The organism is Candidatus Andeanibacterium sp. (assembly GCF_057143545.1).
Genome location: NZ_DBNHSF010000142.1, coordinates 1 through 14,597, shown reverse-complemented (window position 1 = coordinate 14,597; position 14,597 = coordinate 1). Strand labels below are relative to the sequence as shown.

At 65.0% G+C, this 14,597-nt stretch carries 16 protein-coding genes; 7 read left to right on the top strand and 9 right to left on the bottom strand.

Annotated elements, in window-relative coordinates; all coding sequences use genetic code 11:
- The 7 genes from AC16XC_RS08420 to AC16XC_RS08390 all read right to left on the bottom strand — a co-directional run.
- The coding region (locus tag AC16XC_RS08420) for an MFS transporter (RefSeq protein WP_484034203.1) at nt 1-1,525 on the bottom strand (1,525 nt) is incomplete at its 3' end.
- Between the two features lie 94 nt (nt 1,526-1,619).
- Nucleotides 1,620-2,567 carry a phytoene/squalene synthase family protein gene (locus AC16XC_RS08415; protein WP_484034202.1) on the bottom strand — a complete coding sequence of 316 codons (948 nt, stop codon included), beginning with the start codon at nt 2,565-2,567 and terminating at the stop codon, nt 1,620-1,622.
- Nucleotides 2,564-3,145 (bottom strand): LOG family protein, encoded by a 582-nt coding sequence (locus AC16XC_RS08410; RefSeq protein WP_484034204.1) that lies wholly within the window; start codon nt 3,143-3,145, stop codon nt 2,564-2,566. The genes AC16XC_RS08415 and AC16XC_RS08410 overlap by 4 nt, the downstream gene beginning before the upstream one ends.
- Nucleotides 3,145-3,615 (bottom strand): hypothetical protein, encoded by a 471-nt coding sequence (locus tag AC16XC_RS08405; RefSeq protein WP_484034201.1) that lies wholly within the window; start codon nt 3,613-3,615, stop codon nt 3,145-3,147. Before AC16XC_RS08405 ends, AC16XC_RS08410 begins: the two co-directional genes overlap by 1 nt.
- Entirely contained in the window at nt 3,612-5,120 is a 1,509-nt protein-coding gene (locus AC16XC_RS08400; RefSeq protein ID WP_484034200.1) for a phytoene desaturase, read from the bottom strand. The genes AC16XC_RS08405 and AC16XC_RS08400 overlap by 4 nt, the downstream gene beginning before the upstream one ends.
- Nucleotides 5,117-6,307, bottom strand: a complete 1,191-nt coding sequence (gene crtY / locus AC16XC_RS08395; protein ID WP_484034199.1) for a lycopene beta-cyclase CrtY — start codon at nt 6,305-6,307, stop codon at nt 5,117-5,119. The genes AC16XC_RS08400 and crtY overlap by 4 nt, the downstream gene beginning before the upstream one ends.
- Before the next feature lie 58 nt (nt 6,308-6,365).
- Nucleotides 6,366-7,136, bottom strand: a complete 771-nt coding sequence (locus tag AC16XC_RS08390; RefSeq protein ID WP_484034198.1) for a DUF2059 domain-containing protein — start codon at nt 7,134-7,136, stop codon at nt 6,366-6,368.
- 82 nt (nt 7,137-7,218) lie between these two features.
- On the opposite strand from AC16XC_RS08390, the gene AC16XC_RS08385 reads away from it, so the two are divergent.
- Together AC16XC_RS08385 and AC16XC_RS08380 are read left to right on the top strand one after the other, a co-directional pair.
- Nucleotides 7,219-7,806, top strand: coding sequence for a DUF2585 domain-containing protein (locus AC16XC_RS08385; RefSeq protein ID WP_484034197.1), 588 nt, complete (start codon nt 7,219-7,221; stop codon nt 7,804-7,806).
- 16 nt (nt 7,807-7,822) lie between these two features.
- Nucleotides 7,823-8,134: a hypothetical protein gene (locus tag AC16XC_RS08380; RefSeq protein ID WP_484034196.1), complete on the top strand. Its 312-nt coding sequence runs from the start codon at nt 7,823-7,825 to the stop codon at nt 8,132-8,134.
- Here AC16XC_RS08380 and AC16XC_RS08375 read toward each other — a convergent pair.
- Complete coding sequence (locus tag AC16XC_RS08375) at nt 8,131-10,092, bottom strand: S9 family peptidase (protein WP_484034195.1); 1,962 nt, start codon at nt 10,090-10,092, stop codon at nt 8,131-8,133. The genes AC16XC_RS08380 and AC16XC_RS08375 overlap by 4 nt on opposite strands.
- 264 nt (nt 10,093-10,356) lie before the next feature.
- Here AC16XC_RS08375 and AC16XC_RS08370 point away from each other — a divergent pair, with 264 nt between their 5' ends.
- From AC16XC_RS08370 to AC16XC_RS08350, 5 genes are all read left to right on the top strand, one after another.
- The gene (locus AC16XC_RS08370) at nt 10,357-11,442 is read left to right on the top strand and encodes a glycoside hydrolase family 5 protein (RefSeq protein WP_484034194.1); all 1,086 of its coding nucleotides are present in this window, start codon (nt 10,357-10,359) and stop codon (nt 11,440-11,442) included.
- 70 nt (nt 11,443-11,512) lie between these two features.
- Complete coding sequence (mddA, locus tag AC16XC_RS08365; RefSeq protein WP_484034193.1) at nt 11,513-12,244, top strand: methanethiol S-methyltransferase; 732 nt, start codon at nt 11,513-11,515, stop codon at nt 12,242-12,244.
- Nucleotides 12,245-12,327: 83 nt separating this feature from the next.
- Nucleotides 12,328-12,729 carry a hypothetical protein gene (locus tag AC16XC_RS08360; protein ID WP_484034192.1) on the top strand — a complete coding sequence of 134 codons (402 nt, stop codon included), beginning with the start codon at nt 12,328-12,330 and terminating at the stop codon, nt 12,727-12,729.
- 101 nt (nt 12,730-12,830) lie between these two features.
- Entirely contained in the window at nt 12,831-13,658 is an 828-nt protein-coding gene (locus AC16XC_RS08355) for a hypothetical protein (RefSeq protein WP_484034191.1), read from the top strand.
- Between the two features lie 19 nt (nt 13,659-13,677).
- Nucleotides 13,678-14,049, top strand: a complete 372-nt coding sequence (locus AC16XC_RS08350; RefSeq protein ID WP_484034190.1) for a DUF6152 family protein — start codon at nt 13,678-13,680, stop codon at nt 14,047-14,049.
- 18 nt (nt 14,050-14,067) lie between these two features.
- Here AC16XC_RS08350 and AC16XC_RS08345 read toward each other — a convergent pair whose 3' ends face one another.
- Nucleotides 14,068-14,457 (bottom strand): DUF6152 family protein, encoded by a 390-nt coding sequence (locus AC16XC_RS08345; RefSeq protein WP_484034189.1) that lies wholly within the window; start codon nt 14,455-14,457, stop codon nt 14,068-14,070.
- Nucleotides 14,458-14,597 lie beyond the last annotated feature (140 nt).

The following is a 14,597-nucleotide window of genomic DNA, read 5'->3' as shown; positions in this document are numbered from 1 at the left end:
CGACCATCGCAAAGGCGATCGCGGGCAGGAACCCGCCGAACCAGCCATTGCCGATATGGTAGGGCAGGCTCATCGCGGTATAGCGGATGCGGCTGGGGAACATCTCGACCAGCAGCGCGGCGATCGGTCCGTAGACCATCGTCACCAGCAGCACGAGCACGAACAGGATCGCAACCACCAGCGGTTTGTTGAGCGTCGCCGGATCGGCCTTGGCCGGATAGCCGGCGCGTTCGAGCTCGGCGGCCAGGGCTTCGCGGAAGGCCGCGGCATCTTCCGCCGCGGGCGCGCTTCCGGCCAGCACGGGAAGGGTGGTATCGCCGATCGTGACCACGGTTTCCGAACCCGGCGTCGCTTCGAGATTGGCATAGGGAATGCCGGTTGCGGCAAGCGCCCGCTTGGCAACGTCGCAGCCGGTCGTGTCGAAGCTGTTCCGGCCCACGGGATCGAACTGGAACGAACAGCTCTCCGGATCGGCGGCGACCGTGATCGGCGCGCTCGCGCTGGCCTGCGCCAGGGCCGGGTTGGCCGCCGCGGTCAGCGCGCTGAACAGCGGGAAATAGAGCACGGCGGCAAGCGCGCAGCCGCTCATGATGATCTTCTTGCGCCCGATCCGGTCGGACAGCCAGCCAAAGAACACGAAGAAGGGCGTGCCGATCAGCAGCGCCAGCGCGATCAATATATTGGCGGTCGCGCCATCGACCTTGAGGATCCGTTCGAGATAGAACAGCGCATAGAACTGGCCGGTGTACCAGATCACCGCCTGGCCGGCGACCGCGCCCAACAGCGCGACCAGCACCCAGCGCAGGCTTTTCCAGTTGCCGAAGGCCTCGGTCAGCGGGGCCTTGGAGGTCGCGCCTTCGTCCTTCATCTTCTGGTAGACCGGGCTTTCGTCAAGCTGCATGCGGATCCACAGCGAGACCAGCAGCAGGATCGCCGAGCCAAAGAAGGGCAAACGCCAGCCCCAATCGGCGAAGGCTTCCTCGCCCAGCGCCGCGCGGGTCCCGATCACGACCAGCAATGAGGCGAACAGCCCAAGCGTGGCGGTCGTCTGGATAAAGCTGGTGTAGAAGCCGCGCTTTCCTTCAGGCGCATGCTCCGCGACATAGATCGCCGCGCCGCCATATTGCCCGCCCAGCGCGAGGCCCTGGAGCAGCCGCAGCCCGACCAGCATCAGCGGGGCTGCGACCCCGGCACTGGCATAATTGGGCAGCAGGCCGACCGCGAAGGTCGAGGCGCCCATGATCCCCATCGTGACGAGGAACGTGTATTTGCGCCCGACCAGATCGCCGATCCGGCCGAATACCAGCGCGCCGAACGGGCGCACGAAAAAGCCGGCGGCGAAGGCGGCGAGGGCCAGGATGAAGCCGGTGGTCTCGTTGACCCCGGAGAAGAACTGGGCGGTGATGATCGTCGCCAGCAGGCCATAAAGATAGAAGTCGTACCATTCGAAGATCGTGCCGAGCGAGGAAGCGGCAATCACCTTGACATCCGAATTGCGCAGTTTGTCGCCGGCGGCCTCGGCCATATCCTCTCCCCTCGAATCCCTTGTTATGCTGGCGGAACCTGCCCGTGGGCCTGCCGGAAGGCAAGCGGTTTGGGAGCGCTAACAGGCAAGGACTTCAGGCTTTTGCGCGTTCGGCCAGCTGTCGCCGGTTCCAGCGCGGCATTTCCCCTGCCGTGGGGGGCGGCATCAGAGCCTCCAGGAATGCCCGCACAACATAGCCCAGCTTGGAGGCCTTTGAGGTGTAGACTCGGCTGTCCCAGGCGTGCCTGCCCTGGCGCTCCACCTGGGTCGCGATCGCACCGTAGATGCCGGCCGCCGACAGGACCGCCCAGCGCTGGCGGAAGGAGAGCCGCCCGGCCCCGACCCGCGCCGAGCGCTCGTGAATCTGGGACAGCCTGACCAGCCGCGCGGCCAGCTCGACCAGTTCGGCGCGATAATTGGGCCTGACATGCATGCCCGGCGGGATGTCGGCTTCGGCGAGCCATTCTCCGGGCAAGTAGCAGCGCCCCGCGGCGTTATCCTCCTTCACGTCGCGCGCGATATTGGCGAGCTGGAAGGCGAGGCCGAGGTCGCACGCGCGATCGAGCGTATCCTCGTCCTCGGGCGAAACCCCCATCACCACCGCCATCATCACGCCGACTGCCCCGGCTACGTGGAAGCAATAACGCATCAGGTCGCCTTCGTCGCGCGGGCGCCAGCCCCTGGCGTCGAGGGCAAAGCCTTCGATCACGTCCTCGGCCATCGCGGGGGTGATCCCGGTCTCGCGCGCCACGAGACCGAAGGCATCGAAGGCCGGGTCGCCGCTATCCTTGCCGGCGAAGGCCTTGGCGGTCAGCTCGCGGATGGTGGCGAGGCGATCCTGCGCGTCATCCTGGTCGCCCAGTTCGCCGCCAAACTCCTGGGCGTCGGCCAGGTCGTCGCAGCGCCTGCACCAGGCATAGAGCAGCCAGACCTTTTCGCGCGTTTCGCGGTCGAACAGCAGCGATGCGGTGGCGAAGCTCTTCGAGCCCTTGCGAATCGCGCTGCGGGCATGCTCAACCAGGGCCGCACGGTTCGAACTCACAAATCGGCGGCCTTCATCGAAAAGATCGGCTGGTGCGGCTCGTACTGTTCCATCGCGCCGAGCAGCTCGTCCAGCGTCTCGCGGGCAATGATGATCCGCGCGTGGACGTCGCGTACGAAGCCGACCGCGGTCATGTGACGGGTGAATTCGACCAGCCCGTCATAATAGCCGAAGGCATTGAGCAGGCCGACCGGCGAATTGTGATAGCCGAGCTGGGCCCAGCTGACCGCTTCCCACAATTCGTCCATCGTGCCGACCCCGCCGGGCAGGGTTACGAACCCGTCCGACAGATCGGTGAAAGCGGATTTGCGCTCATGCATGTTCTTGACCACGCGCAGCTCGGTGCAGTCGTAATTGGCGATTTCGCGGCTGACCATGGCTTCGGGGATCACTCCGATCACTTCGCCGCCGGCCGCCAGCGCACCCGAAGCAACCGCGCCCATCAGGCCGAGCCGCCCGCCGCCATAGACCACGCCGATCCCGCGCTCGGCGAGCGCCTCCCCGACCTCGCGGGCGAGTGCGAGATAGCGCTCGTCCGCGGGCGAAGCCGAACCGCAATAGACGGCGAGGCGCTCGATCATCCGGCGGCGTCCCCGGCTTCGCTGTCCGTGACCGGCGGCGCATCCGCGCCTTCATCTTCGGGCGTTGGCTCGGGCAGGCCGGCATTGGCGGAAGGCTCCTTGCCGCACAGCGCCTTGTAATACATCGCTTCGGCGCTGCCGGGATTGATCGGCAGGAATTCGGCCTGGTAGTTGAGCTGTTCGGTCGCCAATTCGTCGCCATCGAGCAGGCGGACGCCGGAAATCTTGGCCAGTTCAAGCTCGCAATCGATCGAAACGATCGTGTGCATGGTCCAGCTGGCATTGGGGCGCCGGAACACGCCCTGTTGCACCAGCCGCACGCCATCGAGCGCTTCGAACCAGCTCTCGAGGTCGAGCTCGACGGCAATCCCGCCGGGCAGCTCGTCGACCTGCTGCCAGTTCTCCGCCGCCAGCGGAGCGGGCAGGGCGGCGATGGCCAGGGCAAGCGGTACTAAGCGCGAGTTCATTCGGACAAATCCTCCAGCATCAGCCTGGCGGTGGCCTTGGCGCTGCCGACCACTCCCGGAATTCCTGCCCCCGGATGGGTCCCCGCTCCTACCAGATACAGGTTCCCGATCACATCGTCGCGATTATGGCCACGGAAAAACGCGCTCTGGGTCAGGATCGGTTCGAGGCTGAAGGCGCTTCCGAGATAGGCGTTGAGGTCGAGCGCGAAATCGCGCGGCGCATAATGGAACTTGGTGACGATCCGGTCGTGAATGTCGGGGATCAGCCGTCGCCCGACCTCGTCGAGGATGCGCTTTTCCAGGAGGTCGCCGACTTGCTCCCAGTCGATCATCAGCTTGCCCATATGGGCAACCGGGACCAGCGCATAGAAGGTGCTCTTGCCGTCGGGCGCCATCGAGGGATCGGTCACGGTCGGGTGGTGGAGATAGATCGAGAAATCGGCCGGCAGCACGCCATGCTCGTAGATGTCCTGAAGCAGTTCGCGATAGCGCGGGCCGAACAGGATCATGTGATGCGGGATGCCCGGCCAGCTCCCCTCGATCCCGAAATGGACGACGAACAGGCTCGGCGAAAAACGCTTCCTGGCCAATGATTTGGCCGCGCGCTGGCCGCGCAGGCTTTCGCCCAGCAGGTCGCGATAAGTGTGCATGATATCGGCATTGCTGGCGACCGCATCGAACCGCTCCTTCCAGCCGCTGCCGGTCTCAACCTCGGTCGCGACAGTCCCCAGCGTATGGATTTTCACCACCGGGTCGCCCAGCCGGATTGTCCCGCCCAGCCGTTCGAAATGCCGCACCATCGCCGCGACCAGCCGGTTGGTGCCGCCGCGTGCCCACCACACGCCGCCATCCTTTTCGAGCTTGTGGATCAGCGCATAGATCGAGCTGGTGGTCATCGGGTTACCGCCGACCAGCAGCGTGTGGAAGCTGAACGCCTCGCGCAGCTTGTCCGACTGGATATATTTCGAAACGATCGAATAGACCGACCGCCAGGCCTGGTGCCGCATCAGCGCCGGAGCGGCCTTCACCATCGAGCGGAAATCGAGGAACGGCACGTGGCCCAGCTTGACATAGCCTTCGCGCCAGACGGCTTCGGAGTATTTCAGGAATTCGTCGTATCCGGCGATGTCCTCTGGCGAGATCTTGCCGATCTCGCGGCGCAATTCCTCGTCCCGGTTCGAATAGTCGAAATTGGTCCCGTCGGGCCAGTTGAGCCGGTAGAACGGCGACACCGGCATCAGTTCGAGATCGTCGTCGAGGTCGTTACCCGACAGCGCCCACAGCTCGCGCAGGCAATCGGGATCGGTAATCACGGTCGGCCCGGCATCGAAGGTGAAGCCGTCCTGCTGCCAGAAATAGGCGCGGCCGCCGGGTTTGTCGCGCGCTTCGACGACGGTGGTCTTGACGCCGGCGCTTTGCAGCCGGATCGCCAGCGCCAGCCCGCCGAACCCGGCCCCGATCACGCAGGCGCGCTTGCCGTGGACCATGGCTGGCAGCTCGTTCATGCGGCTGCCTCCTGCCGCGCAAGCGGAGCCCCCGCCTGTGTCAGCGCACCGATTGCCCGCGCGATCGGAACCGGCGGCCTGCCGCACAGGATCCTGAGCTTGTCGAGCCGGGTCGAGCGCGCGGCATAGAAGCGTTCGATCAGCGGCGCTGGCAGGCGATAGAAGCGCTCGAAGATGCGATAGCGCTGTTCGGGCAGTGCCGCGCCGAACAGCATCGCGCCCAGCCGGCGATAGAAGCGGGTGTCGTGCCAATGGCGGCGGGCGCGGTCTTCCAGCAGAGTGGCGAGCTGTTCGCCCGGCAGGTCGGCATCATGCGCCACGGTCAGCGCGATCTCTGCAGCCTGCGGCAGCGTGTAAGAGGTCAGGGGATGGACGAAGCCGCCCAGCGCCCCGGCGCGGGCGACGCCGGCGATGCGGTGCTCCGCCTGGAAGCGGGCGAAATCGCCACCGGTGATGACCGGCAGGACTCCGGTTTCGCTGCCGAGCGTCTCGCCCTGCCAGCCACGCGCTTCGCAATAGGCGTCGATCCGGGAGGACAGGGTAGCGCGATCGAGCAGCGGGCTGTCGGCATAATAGGTGTCTTCGACGAACAGCTCCTGACGCGACAGCGGCAGGATGTAGACGAAGCGATAGCCGTCCAGCTGCTCGACCGTGGCGTCCATGATCACCGGGCGTTCGACCCCATGCGGCCGGTCGGTCCGCACATGGCGGCCCATGAACAGCTGCCAGCCGCCGGCGAGGCTGGGCGATGCCGGTTGCCCGCGGCAATCGATCACGGCGCGGGCCTCGCATTCGCTCCCGTCGGCAAGCGTGATTCGGTTTGCCGCGACCCGGGCGACCTGCTGCCCGGTGACGACGGCATCCCCGGGCAGCTGGCGCCGCAAGCTACTGTCGAAGTCCGCCGATGCCAGCGAACGATAGGGCGTCGCGAGCTGCCGCCCATGCGTGGGAAAGGCGACATCGTAGCCGTCGCTCCATTCGGCCCTGGGGAAGGCAGCCAGCAAATCCGTAGCGTCAGGCGACAGATCGCTCGCGAACCAGCTCCAGCGGTGATTGCCGCCGAGTGTGGGTCCGGCTTCGAACAGGCGGATCGCCAGGTCGGGCCGGTGTTTCGCCAGCGCAGCCGCGATCAGGCCGCCGGAAAGCCCGCCGCCGATGATGGCAATGTCGATCCTGCTGCCGCTCATACCGGTTGAGCTTTAGCCCAAGGGCGGATTGGCGCAAGCAGACGTGGTAAAGGCGAGCTCAACGAGCTCCGAAATAGACGACGCCGTGCGGCTGGGCGGCCTTGTCGATCGCGGCGATCATACCGTTCCAGATGTCCCTGTCGGGTTCGAGTGCGCTGATCCTGCGCGAGAGGAAAATGTCGCTGCGCCAGTAGATATATTCCTTCTGGCGCAGATCGAAGTCGTCGAGGTAGGCGACGACTGCGGGATCGGGCGGCAATGGTGGTGCCGCGGGTCCTGCCGGGACAGGATTTGGATTATGCCCCGCTGCCGGTTTCAGGAACGATTTCCGCGCGGGCGGTTCGGCTCCGTCGGCTGGCCTGGGCTGCGGTCGCAGTGCCTCCAGATCGTCTGTCAGCCCGATCCTTGTTAGATGGGCCTTGCCCTCCCTGGTCCGGTAAAAGGCCGCGAGCTTAACCGCTTCCTCGGGCGTATAGGCCTGGTGCAGCAATTCCATGAATTGCGGCCGGTAGCGCTTCTGGAACCGCTCTGATTGCTTCTTGATCCATGGCCGGAGCGCTTGGCCAAGATCGGCGGTCACGCCCGGGCTAAAGCGCTCGAGTTCCAGCATGTGGGGTTCCTGGCGAAACTCGGCCATGTATTTCTGATAGGCCCGGTTGAACATCTGGTCGGTGCCCATGGTCTCGTCCATCGCGGCATAGAGATCGTCGTAGGGATCGGCAGCGACCGGCGCCGTTTCTTCTGCCGCGACGGGGCCAGGCAGGCCTACCGTGCCCGAAAGGGCAAGTAATACCGCAATCGTTATGCGAATTGGTATGATTTTCGTCATGCGAAAAGAGTAATGCCAAATCTGTTAATATCTGCTTTCAGTTCCGCTTGTGGAGAGCGGTTGGTCAGGGCAGATATCGGCGATGACCTCGCTCCTCCCCCAGCGCCGGGCCCTGATCGCGGCGGCCATCGTCGCGCTGGCGGTGCTGGCGATCCTCGCCGCGATGGGTCGCCCGCCGATCTGCGAATGCGGCACGGTCAAGCTGTGGCACGGCGTGGTCCAGTCCTCCGGGAACAGCCAGCACCTGACCGACTGGTATACGCCGAGCCATGTGATCCACGGGCTGCTGTTCTACTTCTTCGCCCATCTGCTGTGGCGGCGCTGGCAGCTGTTCGGCGGCACGCCGGCCAGCTGGGCGTTCCCGATCGCGGTCGCGTTCGAAGGCTTCTGGGAAGTGCTCGAGAATACGCCCTTCATCATCGACCGCTATCGCGAAGCGACCGTCAGCTGGGGCTATGTCGGCGACAGCATGTTGAATTCGCTGGCAGATATCGGCTGGATGTGCTTCGGCTTCGTGCTCGCGGCGCGCGTGCCGGTGTGGACCAGCATCGCGCTGGGCGTCGCGCTCGAATTGCTGACACTGGCCTTGATCAGGGACAACCTTACGCTCAATGTCCTGATGCTGGTCTGGCCGGTCGAGGCGATCGCGCAGTGGCAGGCGGCTGGATAGGGGGCAGAACGGGCGGATGTTCACGGTAATTGTCAAATATCCGCTTCCGGTGCCGATCCCGCGCGACGTGATGATGGAAGAGTTCCGCGATGCCGAAGCCCGCTTCACCGCGCTGCCCGGCCTGATCCGCAAATATTTCTGCTACGACGAGGCGAGCCATACCGGGCACAGCGTCTATCTCTGGGAAAGCGAGGAACAGGCCCGCGCCTTCCATGGCAAGGAATTCGAACGCAAGATGGTCGAAGTGTTCGATGCGCCGCCCGAATGCATCTTCGCCGATACGCTGCTGATCGTCGATAACGAGCAGAAGAAAGTCACCGCCAACTAGTCTTCGGCCTCGGCCTGCGGGAGCTCGAAACCGGGCGGCGGCAATTCGGCGTTGCGATCGCCGGTCATCAGGTATGTGTCGAACCAGCGCATCATCCTGACATTGAAATCATACCGAGCGGCTGCGCGCCTCAGGCCATGCGCCTCGCGCGGATAGTACACCAGCCGCACCGGCGTATCGGTCCGCACCTTGATCGCGCGATAGAGTTCCTGCGCCTGCGATCTGTCGACCCGGCGATCGAGCATGCCGTGCGCGATCAGCAGCGGTGTGTCCGCTCTGCCGGCATGGTAGATCGGGCTGGCTTCGAGGAAGCCGAGCCAGTCGTCCCACGGATATTGCCGGGCGTGGACGTCGACCATCTCGGTCGGGATGTCGGTGGTTCCGTATTTCGAGACCTGGTCGGTGATCCCGGCAAACATCACCCCGGCGGCGAATTCCTCGCTCAGGGCGGTGGCGGCCCAGGCGGTGGCATAGCCGCCATAGGAGCCGCCGGTGATTCCGACCCGCTCGGGATCGGCGATCCCCGCTTCGACCAGCGCAAGCTTGGCATCGAGCAGATCGTCGAACTCCTTCCCCGCATAATCGCCCTGGTGCTGCTGCGAAAAGGCGACGCCATAACCGGTCGAGCCGCGATAATTGGGCAGGAAGACCGCATAGCCGCGCCCGGCCGCGACCTGTCCGGGACTCGTTGCCGAGGTTACCCAGCCATTCGATTCATGGGTTTCCGGGCCGCCATGGATATCGAGGATCGTCGCCGCTCCGCCGCGCTGTGCACCGCTCACCGGCTCGACCAGCACGCCTTCGATTGCCTGCCCATCGCGCGCGGCGAAGGCGAAGCGGCGCTGGATGCCGAAATCGATATCGGCGAGCCAGGGATTGTGCAGCGTCCAGCGGGCGAAGCTGCCGCCATCGAAAACAAACAACTCGTCGGGATGGCCCGGCGCGTTGGCGCTGGCGGCGAGGGTCCCGCCCGCGCTGTCCAGCTGCTCCAGGATCAGCCCTTGCGGATCGGTCTCGCCCAGGATCGAGCCATCGGCCGAATAGGTCCGCAACCGGCTTTGCACCCCGACATGGATCACTGCCGCCAGCCGCCCGTCTTCCAGCCATTCGGCGTCCATCGCCGCCTCGGGCGCGTCCTCATTGAGCGGGGTGAGTTCCCGGTCCGCGATATCGAAGAGAAACAGGGTGGTCTTGCCGGGATCGTGCTTCCCGCTGGCGGCGATCACCGAGAGCTGGCGGCTGTCGGGCGAAATCTCGACATCGCCGAGCTTGGCTTCGGTCGGCACCGTCGCCCGGATCCGGCCGTCGGCGAGATCGACCAAATGGATGCGCTTGCTGGTGCGGTCGTGGTCGAGCGACGGTGTGGGCGCCGCGGTGATGGCGGCAAACCGGCCGTTGGGAGCGATCCGCACCCGGTCGACATGGCCCGGCAAGGGAATCTGGCGCGGCCCGGTTTCGGTTTCCGCGCCCGGCGTCACCGCGAACAGGCGATTGTAGCGCCATTCCTCCTCGAACAGGAAGGCATCGAACCCGGCTTCGCTCCGCTCGCGCTGCGAGAAATCGATCCCGCTGTCGGCGAGGACGTAGAGCACCGAGCTGTCCGGCGCCCAGCCATAATCGAGCACGTTCGAATTATGGATTTCGGCAAGCTTGCGTTGCCCTCCGCCATCGACCGGGATGCCCCAGACCGCGAGGTTTCCATCGGGTTCGGCCCAGATGAAGCTGATCAGCAAGCCGTCGGGCGAAAAGCCGATCCGCCCGATATCCATCTCGCGCGGCAGGAACGGCCGCCCGGCATTCTCGCCCCAGGCCAGCATCAGCTGGCCGCGCGGTCCATCGTCGGCTTCGCCCGAAGTCACGTCGGGCCGCCACAGCGTGACATAGGCGATCCGCGCGCCATCGGGCGACACGGCAATCTCGTTGACGGATTCGAGCCGGGCGACATCCGCCTCGGTCATCGGGCGCGCCGCAAGCGGAGCGGCTGACAGCGCCGCAAGAAGCAGCCATCGCAGGTGCCAGGTCCCCCGCAAGCCTACCCTCCCTGTTCGTTCCGCTCGCCATCCTAGCGCGCGCCAAGGTGGTAGCAATCCCGCCTGGGCAATCGGAGTTGTGAGAAACCAGCTGGCCGCGGTTGACTCCGGTCGCCCGGAGGAGGGATGGTAGCGCTACCAATCGGGAGAGAGTCGTTGCAACAGAAGGCACTACGCAGATGCCTGCCCGGCTTGATTTCGCTGGCGGCGGCCCTGGCGCTCGCAGGATGTCCGAGCGGCGGTACCCCGATGCCGCCCGGCGGCGGACCAGCGCCGACGCCAACGCCGACGCCAACTCCGGGCACCCCGACGCCAACTCCAACGCCTAGCGCGCCGGCGCTCACCCAGCAGGACGCGCGGATCGGCGCCTGCATCAACATGGGCAACCACCTCGAGGCGCCAAACGAGGGCGACTGGGGGCGCGCAATCAACAACACCGATTTCCAGCAGATCGCCGCGCGCGGGTTCGAAACCGTGCGCCTGCCGGTGCGCTTCTCCAACCATGCGCTGACCAGCGCACCATACACGATCGATGCGGGTTTCATGGACCGGGTCGAACAGGTCGTCGACCTCGCCCGCGCCGCGGGGCTGAGGGTGATCCTCGACCTGCATCATTACGAGGACCCGCAGGGCAATATCTTCGCCAATCCGGCGGGCCAGACCGCGCGGCTGGCGGGAATGTGGGCGCAGATCGCCGAACGCTTCAAGGACAAGGACGAGCTGGTCTGGTTCGAGATTCTCAACGAGCCGCACGGCCAGATCACCCATGCCAATCTGCGTTCGGTGCTCGATCCGGCGCTCGCCGAAATCCGCAAGACCAACCCCACTCGCCCGGTCGTGTGGGGCGGCGAATTCTGGAGCGGGATCAATTCGCTCGACGATATTCCGATCCCGCCCGCCGACAACCGGCTGGTGATCACCTTCCACTATTACGATCCGTTCGATTTCACCCACCAGGGCGCGCCGTGGATCACGCCGGCCCCACCGCCGTTCGGCCGGGCCTTCCCGATCGGCACCGATCTCGCGGACCTCCAGGCCAATGTGCAGAAGGCGCAGGATTTCATGACCCGCACCGGGCGGCCGCTCTTCCTTGGCGAATACGGGGTTTACGAAGGGGTTTCGGTCGAACAGCGGGCGACCTGGTACAAGGCCGTGCATGACGGGTTCGCGAGCGTGAACGTCGATGGCTGCGTGTGGGCCTATACCAACACGATGTATTTCCGCGATCCGGTCTCGAACGGCTGGATCGCGCAATTGCTCGACGCGATCGGGCTCTAGCCGCTCGATTTGTCAATTCCATCTTTGAGGCGTAGCATTCCGCCCTCGCATTGCAGCAGGGGAGGCTGAGATGGGACGTTTGCTTGCAGCCCTTTACGGGGTGGTTTGCTACCTGATTTTCTTCGGGACATTCCTTTACGCGATCGGCTTTGTCGGCAATCTGGTGGTGCCGAAATCGATCGACAGCGGCACCGCCGGGCCTTTGGCGGAAGCGCTCATCGTCAACCTGCTGCTGCTCGGCCTGTTCGCGGTCCAGCACAGCGTAATGGCGCGGCCCGCATTCAAGCGCTGGTGGACCAAATTCGTGCCCCATGCGGTCGAACGATCGACCTATGTGCTGTTTTCCAGCCTCGTCTTGCTGCTGCTATATTGGCTGTGGCGGCCGATGCCGGAGGCGGTCTGGGCGGTCGAGGGAACCGGCGCGACCGTGCTGTGGGTCGTCTTTGGGGCAGGGTGGGGCATCGTGCTCCTGTCGACCTTCCTGATCAGCCATTTCGAACTGTTCGGCCTGCGCCAGGTCTGGCTCAACCTGCAGGGCAAGCCCGAGCCCGCGCCGCATTTCGTGACGCCGCTGTTTTACGGCTTCGTGCGCCATCCGCTCTATCTCGGCTTCGTGCTCGCCTTCTGGGCGACGCCGGCGATGAGCCAGGGGCACCTGCTGTTCGCGATAATGACGACGGCTTACATGCTGATCGCGATCCAGCTCGAGGAGCGCGACCTTATTGCCGTGTTCGGCGAACGCTATGTAACCTATCGCAGGCGGGTCTCGATGATCGTACCCTGGCCGCCAAGGGCCGGTTGAAAGCACAGTGGTCCATTTGATCCAGCGCATTGATGTGCTGGTGACGATGCCGCATCCTGCTTCATAGAGAACAGGAGGAGAGCATGCCCGGAACTTTCGACCCGACCGCGTGGTCGGCGGCCCTGTTGGGCCTGTTTGCACTCGCCGCCTCGATCGGCGCGTTGCGGCAGCCCGGCACCTGGCGCGCGATGATCGAGGAGATCGACAAATCGCCCGCCCTGCAGCTGGTCGGCGGCTTCATGGAATTGTTCGTCGGCGCGGCGATCTATCTCGTCAATCCGTGGGATGCGGGCGATATTCTCGCCAGCACGATGAAGGCGATCGGCGGGCTGATGATGATCGAGGCGCTGGTGGTGATGGCCTTCTCGGACCTCTATTTCCACTTCTGGCTCAAGAACCTGGCCGCGATGCACAGGGGCTGGGCGATCGCCACGCTGGGCTTCGGCGCGGTGCTGGCAATCGGTGGTTTCGGGCGGTTTGTATGATTGTACGCCTGGTTTAGGTCCGGCTTTCGTATTGCAAAACATTATGCAATCATCCGTATGAAGCTGGCGATCCGACCAGTTGGCGATTGGGAGAATAGGGGATGCGGGGTCCGTTGCTGGGCGCATTGGCGGGTGCGATGCTGATTGCGATAGCGCAAGCCGCAATTGCGCATGAGAACCATGAACCGCTTGCCGCCGAGCGCGACTTCTCGGGCGTATGGACGACCTACCGGGATTCCGGCGGGCCGCCGGTCGCGGGCGGACCGATCGGGGCGCCGCCGCCGATCCCGTTCACCGAGGAAGGCGCAAGGCGCAAGGCCGAATACGACAAGCTGACCTTCAACGACGGCTCGACCCCGGGCTCGCTCGGCGGCGACAATCCCGGCGCGCATTGCGTGCCCTATGGCATGCCGACCATGATGCAGTCCGCCGGCGGCTACCCGATCGAGTTCATCCACCGGCCCGAACAATTGACCATGATCTACGAGGTCGAGAGCGAAACCCGCCGGGTCTACATGCCGGGCCACGGCGTGCCGCCCGAAAAGCGCCTGCCGGTGCGGCAAGGCTATTCCCAAGGCGAGTGGGAGGGCGACACGCTGGTGGTGACATCGACCGATTTCAGCGACGGGATCGACCAACGGACCTACCCCCACAGCGAGGACGCGGTGATGGTCGAGCGCTTCCGCCTGGTGCCGGACGAGCGGGTGGGCAAGATCCTCGAATACGAACTGACCCTTACCGATCCGGTCTATTACACCGAGCCGGTCAGCTTCACCCGCAGATGGATGCCGCTCAAGGACGGGCATATCATGGCCTACAACTGCACCGAGGAGGCCTGGCTGCGCTTGCTCGACGCGCGCCGCGAGCAACTCGAAGCGGGCGAGCCGATCACCGCCAGCATGCGCGACGTGATCGAAGTCTACGAATAGGATGATGGGACACCCAAGGATGCACAAAACCGCTGTCGCAATTGCCGCTACGCTGCTGCTGGCAGGCCAGGCTGCCGCGCACCATTCGGCGGCGATCTTCGATTTCCGTTCGCCGAAGACGATGGAAGGCACGGTGCGGGAGGTCAAGGTCGTCAACCCGCACACCCATATGCTGCTGGTGATCACCGACGCGAAGGGCACAAGGCTGTGGAACTTCGAAGGCCACAGCGCGTCGAATTTCTACCGCGCCGGTTACACCAACGGGTCGGTGAAGGCGGGGGACCGGATCAAGATCACCTTCGCCCCGATGCGCGACGGCAGCGATGGCGGCTATATCGTCGCCTTCACCACCGCGGCGGGCGATACGGTCGGGTTCAGCCCGCCGCCCTAGGCAAACAGCTGCGCTCCGTCAGCCGTTCGGGCTGAGTGTTTTCGGCCTTTGCGGATAGACGTCGTAGGTCGTCCCGCCGACCGTGATCGTCTCGCCCTTGAACGCCTTGATCGCGAGGTCGCGGCTGCGATGGCCGGTGACGATCGCCTTGTCGCCCACCTTGGCCTTGCCTTCGCCGAAGCCGGCGCTCTGCGCGACGACCGGCGGCGAGAGATCGACTTCCCAGATCCCGCCATCCTTGTCCTGCAGCCGCAGATGCATGTGCGGGTTGGTGAAGCTGATCGAACGGATCGTGCCTTCGAGCCGGCTTTCTTCGCTCTGGGTCCAGCCCCAGCCGTGATGCGCCAGCGCGGCGGCGGGCAGGGCAAGGGCGGCTGCGGCAAGGGTGAGGGTAATCGGCCTCTTCATCGCTCGTCTCCTCTCGGGCGCGGTCATGCGGGCTTGTGCGATGGCTGGACTATGCCACCCATGGGGCGTAGTGTCGAGCCATCCCCGGGGAGCGAGCTTTCGCTGAGAGGGGCGGGGTAAGCGCCGCCCGACCCGTCGAA

Coding starts and splice junctions, on each gene's coding strand:
- AC16XC_RS08350 (WP_484034190.1), top strand. CDS start 13,678: ATGCACAAAACCGCTGTCGCAATTGCCGCTACGCTGCTGCTGGCAGGC.
- AC16XC_RS08375 (WP_484034195.1), bottom strand. CDS start 10,092: ATGACCGAGGCGGATGTCGCCCGGCTCGAATCCGTCAACGAGATTGCC.
- AC16XC_RS08380 (WP_484034196.1), top strand. CDS start 7,823: ATGTTCACGGTAATTGTCAAATATCCGCTTCCGGTGCCGATCCCGCGC.
- AC16XC_RS08405 (WP_484034201.1), bottom strand. CDS start 3,615: ATGAACTCGCGCTTAGTACCGCTTGCCCTGGCCATCGCCGCCCTGCCC.
- AC16XC_RS08360 (WP_484034192.1), top strand. CDS start 12,328: ATGCCCGGAACTTTCGACCCGACCGCGTGGTCGGCGGCCCTGTTGGGC.
- AC16XC_RS08355 (WP_484034191.1), top strand. CDS start 12,831: ATGCGGGGTCCGTTGCTGGGCGCATTGGCGGGTGCGATGCTGATTGCG.
- AC16XC_RS08390 (WP_484034198.1), bottom strand. CDS start 7,136: ATGACGAAAATCATACCAATTCGCATAACGATTGCGGTATTACTTGCC.
- AC16XC_RS08400 (WP_484034200.1), bottom strand. CDS start 5,120: ATGAACGAGCTGCCAGCCATGGTCCACGGCAAGCGCGCCTGCGTGATC.
- AC16XC_RS08345 (WP_484034189.1), bottom strand. CDS start 14,457: ATGAAGAGGCCGATTACCCTCACCCTTGCCGCAGCCGCCCTTGCCCTG.
- crtY (WP_484034199.1), bottom strand. CDS start 6,307: ATGAGCGGCAGCAGGATCGACATTGCCATCATCGGCGGCGGGCTTTCC.
- AC16XC_RS08385 (WP_484034197.1), top strand. CDS start 7,219: ATGACCTCGCTCCTCCCCCAGCGCCGGGCCCTGATCGCGGCGGCCATC.
- mddA (WP_484034193.1), top strand. CDS start 11,513: ATGGGACGTTTGCTTGCAGCCCTTTACGGGGTGGTTTGCTACCTGATT.